At 42.3% G+C, this 13000-nt stretch carries 8 protein-coding genes; 3 read left to right on the plus strand and 5 right to left on the minus strand.

Annotation, left to right across the window (positions count from 1 at the left end):
* Positions 1–39: 39 nt before the first annotated feature.
* Together BSCG_RS06085 and BSCG_RS06080 are read left to right on the plus strand one after the other, a co-directional pair.
* Positions 40–1251 carry a peroxiredoxin family protein gene (locus BSCG_RS06085; RefSeq protein ID WP_008776913.1) on the plus strand — a complete coding sequence of 404 codons (1212 nt, stop codon included), beginning with the start codon at positions 40–42 and terminating at the stop codon, positions 1249–1251.
* On the plus strand, positions 1248–2882 hold the full coding sequence (locus BSCG_RS06080; protein WP_032849699.1) for a TlpA family protein disulfide reductase: 1635 nt from the start codon (positions 1248–1250) through the stop codon (positions 2880–2882). Before BSCG_RS06085 ends, BSCG_RS06080 begins: the two co-directional genes overlap by 4 nt.
* A 274-nt stretch (positions 2883–3156) precedes the next feature.
* Here BSCG_RS06080 and BSCG_RS06075 read toward each other — a convergent pair whose 3' ends face one another.
* Both BSCG_RS06075 and gltX read right to left on the minus strand, forming a co-directional pair.
* Entirely contained in the window at positions 3157–4380 is a 1224-nt protein-coding gene (locus BSCG_RS06075) for a 3-deoxy-D-manno-octulosonic acid transferase (RefSeq protein WP_008776916.1), read from the minus strand.
* A gap of 13 nt (positions 4381–4393) precedes the next feature.
* Entirely contained in the window at positions 4394–5911 is a 1518-nt protein-coding gene (gene gltX, locus BSCG_RS06070; RefSeq protein WP_008776917.1) for a glutamate--tRNA ligase, read from the minus strand.
* A 94-nt stretch (positions 5912–6005) separates the two neighbouring features.
* Here gltX and BSCG_RS06065 point away from each other — a divergent pair, with 94 nt between their 5' ends.
* Positions 6006–8078, plus strand: a complete 2073-nt coding sequence (locus BSCG_RS06065) for an HD family phosphohydrolase (protein ID WP_004296374.1) — start codon at positions 6006–6008, stop codon at positions 8076–8078.
* Here BSCG_RS06065 and BSCG_RS06060 read toward each other — a convergent pair.
* The 3 genes from BSCG_RS06060 to priA are packed head-to-tail and all read right to left on the minus strand — an operon-like array spanning position 8053 to position 12845.
* Positions 8053–8523 carry a low molecular weight protein-tyrosine-phosphatase gene (locus BSCG_RS06060; RefSeq protein WP_004296375.1) on the minus strand — a complete coding sequence of 157 codons (471 nt, stop codon included), beginning with the start codon at positions 8521–8523 and terminating at the stop codon, positions 8053–8055. The two genes, BSCG_RS06065 and BSCG_RS06060, sit on opposite strands and share 26 nt — an antisense overlap.
* A 17-nt stretch (positions 8524–8540) precedes the next feature.
* The gene (locus BSCG_RS06055; protein WP_004310902.1) at positions 8541–10337 is read right to left on the minus strand and encodes a DUF4091 domain-containing protein; all 1797 of its coding nucleotides are present in this window, start codon (positions 10335–10337) and stop codon (positions 8541–8543) included.
* 51 nt (positions 10338–10388) lie between these two features.
* Positions 10389–12845, minus strand: a complete 2457-nt coding sequence (gene priA, locus BSCG_RS06050; protein WP_004310903.1) for a primosomal protein N' — start codon at positions 12843–12845, stop codon at positions 10389–10391.
* Positions 12846–13000 lie beyond the last annotated feature (155 nt).

Here is a 13000-nt window from a genome sequence, read left to right on the forward strand (position 1 = left end):
ATTAAATCTGAGCAATGAACCAACAAGCACTTATTCATTATGAAAATAAAACTACTACTTACAATTCTCTTATTGGCAGAAATAATAACCGCCAATGCACAAAACGCAGAAAAAGAATATTTAAAGAAAGTACTTACCAATTTAGAAAAGATTGAATCTGCAACCTACTATGTCACTAACGAAAGCTGGCAACCTGGTGATTCAACCGCATTATCTACCTTGCATGGCTTCGTTAAAGAGTACGATAATCCAATGGACTCAACCATAGGTGCAAGCTATGTTTCACTAGATGCCAATGATACAACAAAACTAGAATTTTGTTATGACGGCAACATAAGAGTATTACCTTATCACGAAAATAAGAAATTAGCAATTGATGATTTCACATTCAGACCACTTCCTTTCAGACTAGTAAGTCCTCCATTCTTCAATCACGCAAAGAATATCATCAGATATGCACTTACCACTAAGGATCATATTGTAACAGAGTTGAAAGATGAGGGTGATAATTATTATTTTAAATTAGTCATTGATGAGAATCAACAGGTTGAGTTCTTTGGAAAAGCTTATCACATGCCACTTCCTCCATTCAATATCGGCAGTACAGCTTCTATTTATGAGTTATGGATCAACAAATCGAATGACCTACCTTATAAAAAACGGAGAGAGATGTCGCATGATATTTCCGTTTCAACCTGTTCGAATCTTGAAATCAATAAACTAACAATTAACGACTTTAACGCGTCTGATTATTTCCCCAAAGATTATGAGATAGTAAAATACAGCGACCTCTACAAGAAAAAAGCAGAACCAACAGCATCCAGTCTTATAGGGAAAAAAGCTCCCGGCTGGATATTAGAAAATATAGAAGCACAGCCGGTATCATTAGCCGACTGTAAAAGCAAAATCATACTAATCAACTTCACAGGCATTGGTTGTGGTGCCTGTCAGGCAGCTGTTCCTTTTCTGAAACAGTTAAAAGAATTATTCACCAGTGAAGAGTTTGAGTTGATTGCAATAGAATCCTGGAGTCGTAAAGTATCTGCCATCCGGAATTATGCAAACCGAAAGGAATTGAATTATACCATTCTAAATGCAACAAATGAGGTTATAAAACAATATCAGACCGGTGGTGCCGCACCCTACTTTTTCATAGTAGACCAAGAACGAATCATACGAAAAGTAATCAGAGGTTATAGTAATGAGAATACAGATAAAGAAATAATAAATGCAATAAAAGAACTACTATGAACATGAACAGACTATTTACTTGTCTTTGTTTGTCCTTGTTATTCAACCTGGCACAAGCACAATTACCCATCCCCGAATATCAGAAGGGAAAGGCCATTTTAAGTGGTACAATCGCCAATTACCATCCGAATGATAATCTGATATTCAAGATCGGAGCTCCCAATATCGTGATGGGAACAGCCGAAACTCTTTATCCGACTGTTGAGTCAGACGGAAACTTTACTATTAATATTCCTCTCTACCATCATACACAAGTACGGATGATGATAGGAAATGCTGATTTAGTCATTCTGCTAAGTCCCGAAAAAGAAACAAATGTAGCTATCAATCTAAGTAATCCACCAGGAAAACAGTTTGTATTTAGCGGTCAATATGCTACCATTAACAATGAATGGTGCCAGCCGGAACTGATAACAAAGATACCACCTGTTTATAGTGATGGCGACCTATTGGATTCCATTGTAGGCATTAGTGCCAATGAATTCAAAAAACGATGTATCAACCAATACAAACGATATGTAACGCACAACAACGCACAGTTACAATTCAGCGAAGACACTCGCACACTCGCCAATCTCTCATGCGCATTTGATTGCCTGGAAAATCTACAGGCCACCCACTATTGCCTGCAAACTGCTTATCAAAAGAAGGAAAACATTACGCGGGAACAAGCTTTTGCTGCTTTTCTTGATGTATATTTGCCTGATGATTTCCACAATTATTTGAAGGATTTCCCAGTCAATCACCCTTTAGCACTCTATTGTTATAATTACCGCAATGTAGTCATGGATTTATATGATACCCACAAAGACCCACTCGCTTACGAAAAAAATCTATTGAAAAATGCACCACTCACTAAAGAGGAACAGACACTTATCCATCAATATGAAACGGCTTTCAAAGCAGGTATCTCCTTTCAGCAAGAAAGCGAGCTAATGGCACTTAGTGCAAAATACTTCAAAGAAAATGACCTATTCAGATGGGAGTCATTCTCCAAAGCAAAAGAACGTCTTAGTAATATCATACAAGACAGCACAAGTTTAATAGTTGACTACATACGAGCAATCTATATGCGTTCCAGTTTTTACAATTTACAACCTCTGACACCCCGACAAGAGCTCATGGCTTCGGAAATTACCAATCCTATTTTCTTAGGTATCATTCAAGACATGAACCGCCAGATGCAACCCCGACAGAAAACGATAACAAAGAAATTCACTATTTGCGAAGCACCACAAGTTCCGGAAAAGGAACTGTTGACTGCTCTCATTGCCCGCCACAAAGGGAAGGTACAGTTTATCGACTTTTGGGCTACCTGGTGCGGTGGCTGCCGGCAAATCATCAAGGAATATGAACCACTAAAGAAAGAAATAGGTGAAGACAAAGTTGCTTTCATTTACCTCACAGGCCCCAGTTCTATAAAAAAGACTTGGGATATACTAATACAAGACATTGCCGGAGAACATTACTGGCTGAACAAAGAACAGTGGGGTTATCTTTGGAATCATTTTCAGATGACGGGATTACCGATGTACCTGATAATAGATAAAAAAGGAAATATCGCAAAACAATTCACCCACGTAACAGCCAAAGAGTTGAAAGAGTTGCTAGAGTTAGAAGTCAACAAATAAAATGCCTGGTTACAAATGCAGGAAACAGGTTCTTCGTCAAATCTGGTGGAAAGTTGCCCTCTATTCATTTATCTAATTCAGTAGGTGCCTGTTTTTCTAAAGGATTTACCACCCAATTTGACAAAGAGCCGAAAGCAATGAGAAGTGTGCCAAAACTCCTTAATAAACGAAGAATCACCTTTACCACAGATAATTGTAATAAAGGTGATTCTTCGTTTATTAAGGTTTTGTATTGCCCTCTTATATCGAATTCACATTGATCTACACTATATATTTAGAAATTAATCATGTGCATAATCTTCTCCGTCGCCCCGGCATTACTAGTCACATAATAACCGGCATTTGTTCCTGTTTCACGCAAGAACAATTCATCCGTCAGGAAACGATCCAGCAAAGTTTTCAGTTCATCATAGTCTTTGATAGAATAGGCACCTTTTGCTTCCAGCAATTGAACAGCCTCCATGAATTTCTGATACTTCGGTCCGAAAATCACCGGAATACCATATACAGCCGCTTCCAAGGTGTTGTGGATTCCTACCCCGAAACCACCGCCGATATAAGCTATTTCACCATAGCGGTAAATAGAGGATAACAGACCGAAACAGTCTATTATAAGGCAATCCGCTTTCAATACATTTCTTTCGTCAGCACGGGTATAGCGCACATACGGACGCTTCAGTTTACCGATGATCTCAACCAGGTGATTCTCATCGATCACATGCGGAGCAATAATCAATTTCATTTCCGGATGATTATTGAAATATTCGAGGAATAAATCCTCATCAGGTCCCCATGAACTTCCGGCAACAAAAGTAAAAGAATTGTTTCCTTTAAACTTCTCCACCAACGGGAGCTCTTTAGCCTCTTCGCGGATTTGCAGTACACGGTCAAAACGGGTATCCCCCACCACTGTCACACGACTGATGCCGATTTTCGACAAATAACGTTTGGATGCCTCATTCTGAACAAACAGATGATCGAAATCTTTCAAGACATTGCGATAAGTGCCACCGTACCATTTAAAGAATATTTGTTCGCGACGGAAGATAGACGACACACTATATACCGGAATACGGCGCTTGTGAAGCTCATCCAGATAATTCTTCCAAAACTCATATTTGATAAAGAACGCCATGCAAGGATTTGCAATATCCAGGAACTTCTTCACATTCCTCGGCTTATCAAACGGCAGATAGCAGACAATATCCGCCCCCCGGTAATGCTTGCGCACTTCATAACCGGAAGGAGAGAAAAATGTCAGCAATATCTTATAGTTAGGATATTTCTCACGAATCATTTCTATCAGAGGGCGTCCTTGTTCAAACTCCCCCAGTGAAGCAGCGTGAAACCAAATATACTGTTCCCCTTTTTCCACTTGTTGGCGTAAGAGTTCATACACCACCCAATGCCCCTTCATCATCTTCCGGGGCTTGCGGCTAAACGGAGCAGCCAAATGGACGATAAAGTCATAAATGACTATTGCCAGGTCGTAAAGCATAGTACTGTGTCGATTACTTCAAAACCTCTACCGCTCGTTTCATACGAGCTATCGTCTCCTCTTTGCCCAATACCCAGGAAATATCGAACATGTGCGGGCCTTTTCCTTCACCCACCAATGTCAGACGGAAAGCATTCATGATATTACCGGTATGGTAACCTTTCTCTGCAATCCAGTCCATAACGACTTTTTCCTGTCCTTCAATGCTAAAATCTTCAATACTGGCAATCACTTCTGCCAATTCGGTCATACATTTTGCAGAATCTTCTTTCCAGCGTTTCTTCACCGTCTTTTCATCATATTCGGTAGGAGCCACAAAGAAGAAGCTACATACATCCCACAGTTCTTTAATGAAACTTACCCGGTCTTTCATCATGCCAACCACAGTCACTACCTTTTCGAAAGGAGCCTCTACGCCTTGTTCTTTCAAGAAAGGCAAAAACAGTTCCGCAATTTCTTCGTTAGGTTTCTGCTGTATATATTGATGATTGAACCATATTCCTTTTTTATAGTCGAACTTAGCTCCCGACTTGCTGCAACGGTGAAGATCAAACAATTTAATCAATTCGTCCATCGACATCACTTCCTGATCATTGCCCGGATTCCATCCCAATAAAGCCAGGAAATTAATCACAGCTTCGGGTAAATAACCGGATTCGCGATAACCAGAAGAGATTTCTCCGGATTTCGGATCGTGCCATTCCAATGGAAATACAGGGAATCCGAGACGGTCACCGTCACGCTTGCTTAATTTTCCATTACCTTCCGGTTTCAATAACAAAGGCAGGTGAGCAAATTCCGGCATCGTATCTTCCCAACCGAAAGCACGGTACAACAACACATGCAAAGGAGCGGAAGGCAACCATTCTTCACCACGAATCACGTGGGAAACTTCCATCAAATGGTCATCCACGATATTTGCCAAATGGTAAGTAGGCAGTTCGTCAGCCGATTTATAAAGCACTTTGTCATCCAAAATAGATGAGTTGATTACTACTTCGCCACGAATCAGGTCATTTACATGTATATCTTCATTCGGTTCGATTTTGAAACGAACAACATATTGTTTGCCTTCAGCAATCAGTGCATCCACTTCTTCTTTCGGCATAGTTAATGAATTGCGCATCATACCACGGGTAGATGCATCATATTGGAAGTTAGCAATTTCAGCACGCTTAGCGTCCAGCTCCTCCGGAGTATCAAAAGCGATGTAAGCTTTTCCATTTTCCAGCAAAATCTGCACATATTTCTTGTAGATTTCGCGGCGCTCCGACTGACGGTATGGACCCTGTTCACCACCGAAGCTCACTCCCTCGTCAAAGTGGATACCTAACCACTTAAAAGATTCGAGTATATACTCTTCCGCTCCCGGAACGAACCGGTTAGAGTCAGTGTCTTCAATACGAAATATCAAGTCTCCGCCGTGTTGACGTGCAAATAGATAATTATACAAAGCTGTACGCACACCACCGATGTGCAATGCTCCCGTAGGACTTGGAGCAAAACGAACTCTTACTTTTCTTTCTGCCATAATTTGGGTTAGTATAGGTAAATCGTGGCAAAATTAAACCTTTTTTTCCACACTATTGTTTTTTTTTGTACTTTTCGCAAAAATTTCAGTGGATATGGAACATTTGAAGAAGAAAAAAAGATTTTCATGGAGAGATTTACTATATAAATCACTGCTGTTTGTAGGCACTGTGGCGCTGATTGTTTATTTCCTGCCACGTGACGGAAAATTCAATTACCAGTTCGACATCAACAAGCCCTGGAAATACGGACAGTTGATCGCTACTTTCGACTTTCCTATTTATAAAGAGGATGCAGTGGTAAAAAGGGAACAAGATAGCCTGATGGCTTTCTTCCAACCTTATTATCAACTGGATAAAAATATAGAAAAAGACGCAATCGCCAAGCTGAAAGAGAATTACCATACGAATCTGAAAGGTATTCTCCCTTCCATCGATTATTTGCGGTACATTGAGCGCACTTTAAAAGAAATCTATCAGGCAGGCATCGTTTCGACAGAGAATATACAGCTGCTTCACAAAGACAGCACTTCATCTGTCATGGTGATTGATGACAAACTGGCTAATCCACAGGCTACCGAGAATCTTTACACGGTAAAAAAAGCCTATGAGCACTTGCTGTCAGCAGACTCTACTCATTTCAACCGGGAAATTTTAAGGCAATGCTCCCTGAACGAATACATCACCCCCAACCTTACCTTTGACGAGGAACGTACCCAGGCTGCCAAAGAAGAAATCCTGAACAACTATTCCTGGGCAAACGGATTAGTAGTCAGCGGGCAAAAGATTATCGACCGGGGGGAAATCGTCAGCCCGCATACCTATAATATCCTGGAGTCATTACGCAAAGAATCCATCAAACGGAATGAGTCCATGGGACAGAACCGTCTGATTCTCGGCGGACAGATTCTGTTTGTAGGAATGCTGATGCTTTGTTTTATGCTTTATCTCGACCTGTTCCGAAAAGACTACTATCAACGAAAAGGCAGTCTGTCATTGCTATTCACGTTGATTGTATTTTACAGTGTCATAACCGCTTTTATGGTAACACATAATCTATTTAATGTGTATATCATCCCGTACGCGATGCTACCCATTATCATCCGTGTTTTTCTTGATTCGAGGACTGCTTTCCTGACGCATGTCATCACTATATTGATATGCTCCATATCCCTACGCTTTCCGCATGAATTCATTCTGACACAGTTGGCAGCAGGATTGGTGGCGATATTCAGTCTAAGAGAGCTATCGCAAAGGTCCCAACTTTTCCGGACGGCTTTATTGGTTATACTGACTTATGCAGCCATTTACTTCGCCTTCGAATTGATGACAGAGAACGGTCTTTCCACCGACTTCTCGAAGTTGAACATACGAATGTACACTTACTTCATCATCAATGGAATTCTGTTATTATTCACCTATCCTTTACTCTTTTTATTGGAAAAGACTTTCGGATTTACTTCCAATGTAACGTTGGTAGAACTTTCGAATATCAATAATGACCTTTTGCGGCAAATGTCCGAGACGGTTCCGGGCACCTTCCAACATTCCATGCAAGTGGCCAATCTTGCTGCAGAAGCAGCCATCCGTATTGGAGCTAAAAGCCAGTTAGTACGTACAGGAGCTTTGTATCATGATATTGGTAAGATGGAAAACCCTGCTTTTTTCACAGAAAATCAGTCAGGAGGAGTTAACCCGCATAAGAACCTGAATTACGAACAAAGTGCGCAGGTCGTCATCAGTCATGTGACGGATGGATTGAAGTTAGCCGATAAACACAATCTGCCTAAAGCCATCAAGGACTTTATCAGCACGCATCATGGACGGGGGAAAACAAAATATTTCTATATTTCCTGGAAGAACGAGCATCCGGACGAAGAGCCGAATGAAGAACTGTTCACCTATCCCGGCCCGAATCCGTTCACCAAAGAACAGGCTATCCTGATGATGGCGGATGCCGTAGAAGCTGCCTCACGCAGTCTTCCGGAATATACAGAAGAAACAATCAGCAACCTGGTCGATAAGATTATCGATTCCCAGGTCACTGAAGGTTACTTTAAAGAATGTCCTATCACTTTCAAGGATATAGCAACAGTGAAAGCTGTGTTCAAAGAAAAACTAAAGATTGCTTATCACACCCGGATCAGTTATCCTGAGTTAAAGAAGTAAGCAAACCTGCGCAAGCATCTTCAAGAACATCAAGTACATATTCAAACCCCTCGGCCCCTCCATAATAGGGGTCGGGTACATGATCTGCAGGAATACGGGTGCAATACTCCGTCATGCGATGAATCTTCTTCCATTCTTCGGGAGAAGGAGCTTTGTCTTTCAAGTCATCTATGTTCCGGTCGTCCATACCGATAATCAGATCAAAATTATAAAAATCTTCCGTACGGACGGGGCGAGAACGATGCACCAATTGATAACCGCGACGGGCTGCATGAGCACGCATCCGGCTATCCGGCAATTCCCCCTGATGATAAGACAGGATTCCGGCAGAATCTATCACAAATTCTTTTTCCAGTCCCGCTTCTTCTATTAAATGAAGCATTACGCCTTCAGCCGTAGAGCTACGGCAGATATTTCCTAAACAGACAAATAATATTTTCTTCATATATACATGATTGTTTCTCAAAAAGAGTTCAGTATCTGATTGGCCCGGTTCACGGTTATTGCGGCCGGGATTTCCGGCATACTACCCAAATTGAACGGAGCAAGCATTTTTTCTATCTTCTTTAATCCGGCCTTATTTCCTTTTTTCTCAAATTCCTGACGAAGGATATTGATCTTCTCATGCGCCTGTATTCCTTCAATCAAACGCTCGAAACGAATACAGCTACGAGCTCCCGGATATACAAGGTAAGTATCTCCGCCTGCCCAACTACGGAAACGGGAATCGAGCAGTGGTTCCAATGGCCAGCTGTTATATGCCCAACGCAGATAACCATCCAGATGTTTCTTAGATGAATAATAACTCATCCAGGCTGCTTCTGCAGGATCAGAGAAAGTAAACGTGTTGGGATGGGCTTCCGTACAGCAGGTATAATAATTAGTACGCTTGTTCTCGGCAACACGACGCAGACGCACTTCTTCCGGGAAGTTCTGTCCGATAACAATACAATAATCATATAGATCGGGCTCAATTTCTTCATGATAGTTCCCGGCCAACGATACTTTAAAATCCGGATCAGCTTTACGAATCACTTTCAACGTCTTCTGCATCACTTCCATCGGACGTTCGTCCATTGCAATAGCACAAATATCAAACCATCCTTTTTCTTTCAGATGCTTGGAGAAAGAGGCAAGCATCGCTCCCCACATTTCTTCATAAGCCGCATCACCCGGTGCAGTTTTCACGAATTGCAGAGAGTTGGTTGCCTGATCGTAGTATTGGAATGACAATTCCCATGGAACCATTGAGTAACAATTAATCTGTTTATCAATGCCTACACTCATCATAAATTCCACCCAACGGTCGAAGATAGTATAATCAAAAGCCCATGTTCCATCTGCCCGTTTCATCCAGGTGACCATTGTATCAAAATAATCTTCTGTCTGACCATTCCAGGGTTTATGTGTCAAAGTAGCCGTGATAATCTTCTGTCCGGCATCTGCCAACATTTTCATCAAAGGACGCATAGCGTCAAAATGCTCCTGGCTCCATAAAGGAACCTGATAATAACGTGCCACTGCATAAGGACTTTGCCATAAATCCAAGTGATAAGCCCATTCCGAAGGTTGAGGAAGTTCACGGGAAGAAACGGTAATTTCGAGATTCAGGCGTTGCAATAAACGCGAGCCGTCATTGATTAACAACTCCCCTTGATAAGTTCCGGGAGTAGCCGATTGAGGAATCCAGCACTGCACCCAAACCGGTTGAACAGTGTGAGCGGGCAAAGCCATCGTTTTCAGGTTGGTATCAATAGGATCGGCCACCAATAATGAATCATAATCTATGGACTTCCGGTGTCCGCAGGCACCTCTCCCATCCTTATTCAATTCATCCGTCATCACATAACGGACAAAACCACCTGTAAATGCATCTTTGGGAAGAACATTTCCCTTTTTGTCTTTAAAATCACCAAAGCTGAAATTCAGGTCTTTCAGTTCTACGCCTGTCCACACAACAGCTTGCGCGTTCACACGTTCGCCACGCCAGCCTTTCAGGGAAACAGTCTGTTGTTTCTTCAACTGCGGGAGTTGATGTTTCGCATACCGGGTATCTGTTGTACCCCAAGAGACTTGAGTGGAAGTCACCGCTGCCCACTCTTTATCAGAAGGTGCAGTAGGATCAGGCAACTCCTGATAAGTCAGTAAAGGGAACTTCGGTTGTCCTGTCGGAACACCACATTGAGTTACTCCCTGCTGGGCAAAAACTGCACCCACGCTAAAGAGACAAGTCAGAGAAAAAATAGTAAGTCGTTTCATGGTTAGTTAATTAAATGATTAAAGGTTATTATATGGGGGAAAATTATTAAATCACATAGGGTCTACATCATAATACACAATCAAAGATTTATAGCGTTCGTCCGCCAACATCTCGCGCTGGATACGTAACAACAATTCCCGTGCACGTCCCATCGGGGCATTCTGCTCAATCTTGACGACGATCTTTTTGATAAACAAAGTCTGGATACGGGCAACAGGAGGTTTATCCGGACCTAATACCCGATTGCCAAATACAGCCCGCAACTTATTCGCCATCACTGCCGCCATCTGATCCAGCAACGCTTCATTATGATTTTTCAGATAAACATATACCAGCCGGTAATAGGGAGGATAATGGAACATCTGACGTTCCACCAATTGTCCGCCTACCATATCTTCATAATCATTGGCAATGACCTGATGAATGATAGGATGATCGATACTCTTGGTTTGCAATACCACCCGTCCGCGTTTGTTCTTACGTCCGGCACGTCCCGCTACTTGTGCCATCAACTGAAAAGCACGTTCATAGGAACGGAAATCAGGATAATTCAACATGGTATCAGCATTCAATATACCTACTATACTGACATGATCGAAATCCAACCCTTTTGATACCATTTGCGTACCAATCAATATGTCCGTCTTTCCCTGCTCAAAGTCTGCAATAATCTTCTCATAAGCCGAGCGGGTACGTGTAGTATCCAAGTCCATCCGGGCTACGGCAGCTTCCGGGAAAAGGATTTTGATGTCATCTTCAATCTTTTCCGTACCGAAACCACGGTTCACCAGTTCTGTTCCCTCGCAGGCAGGACAGGATTTCGGCAGTTGATACGTATAACCGCAGTAGTGACAGGTTAATTGATTAATTCCTTTATGATAGGTAAGGCTTACATCGCAATTCTTACACTTAGGCACCCAACCACAGGTACGACACTCCACCATCGGAGCAAACCCACGACGGTTCTGAAAAAGAATCACTTGTTCTTTCTGTTCCAAAGCCTCTTTCATATGTTGTATCAGAAGTGGCGAGAATTGTCCGACCATCCGCTTTTTGCGATGCAGTTCCTTGATATCCACCGGAATAATCTCCGGCAACTGGATTTCTTTATATCGTTCTTTCAGTTGTACGAAACCATATTTTCCCTCTCTTGCATTCTGCCATGACTCGATAGAGGGAGTGGCCGTACCCAACAGGGTTTTAGCTCCGTACATGGCGGCCAGTACAATAGCCGCGCTACGCGCATGATAGCGGGGAGCGGGATCTTGTTGCTTATACGTATTTTCGTGCTCTTCGTCCACAATCACCAATCCCAGATTTCGGAAAGGCAGGAAAATAGAAGAACGAACACCCAGAATAATATCATACCCGTTCTCTCCCAGTTGCTTCCGCCATATTTCAACCCGTTCGGCATCAGGGAACTTAGAATGATAGATACCCAGACGAGCACCGAAGACCCGTTGCAAACGCTCCGTGATTTGAGTGGTCAATGCAATTTCCGGCAACAAATATAACACCTGCTTTCCCTGACGAATCGCTTCTTCTATCAGATGGATATAAATTTCAGTCTTACCACTGGACGTTACCCCATGAAGCAGACAGACATTTTTCTCCTGAAAAGACTGCACGACTTCATCAAATGCACGCTGTTGAAACTCATTCAAAGGATTTAATTCGACAATCTCCTTCTCCTGCTTATCCAACCGCCCGATTTCATGGTAGTAGATTTCAAAAATCTTCTTATCCACCAATCCATTCAATACAGAAGGAGCCACATTAGTCCGCTGCAACAGTTCTTTCTTGGAGACTTCTTTCGGAGTTCCCGCTCCTAAAACGCCGGAACACTCCACATACTTCATGAGTAATGCCAACTGCTTCGGAGCACGAGACAGAATATCAAACAGGATATGAAGCCGCTTTTCATCCGCTGTACCCGCAAGCCGAACCCGTGCCTCTGTTTTAGGTTTATAAGTACGCCTCAACTCCTCCTTTACGAAAATCGCTTCTTTATCGAGCAAAGACTTGATGACCGTAAGAATATTTTTGATACCACTGTCCTTCTCCAGTTTAGTGACGCACTGTTGCGAATCTACGGCAAGTAAATCCAAAATACGTTGCTCACGTTCCGGCAATGGCGCATCCGCTTCAAAATCAGGATTATATTCAACGATCGTTTCACTCTCCAGTTTCAGGCCGGAGGGAAGTGCCGCTTTATAGACATCGCCTTGTGTACAGAGATAATAATCAGCTATCCACTCCCAAAATTTGAATTGAGCGGGTAACAGAATGGGAGAAGCATCCAGCAATGCAGATATATCTTTCACTTCGTACTCCGTTGGAGCACAATAATGAACGTTAAGGACGATAGCCGTATAAAACTTCTTCCGCCCGAAAGGAACTACCACACGGCAGCCTATCTTCACATCTTCCGCACATTCATCCGGCAAAGAGTAAGTAAAACTCTTCGGAAGCGGAAGCGGTAATATGACATCTACATACTTTTTCATTGCAGCTACAAAAATACAATAAAAAAATGGGGATTTAAAAGAAGGGAGAGAGAACACTTAAAAAGAAAACTCTACTTCATACGAGAATTGGAAGAAATATATTCGAGAGCGCAACAGGACAATCCCAAACAAAAAAGAGTTTCCGGTTATCGGAA

The organism is Bacteroides sp. 2_2_4, assembly GCF_000157055.1.
In the GTDB taxonomy this organism is placed as follows: Bacteria; Bacteroidota; Bacteroidia; order Bacteroidales; family Bacteroidaceae; genus Bacteroides; species Bacteroides ovatus.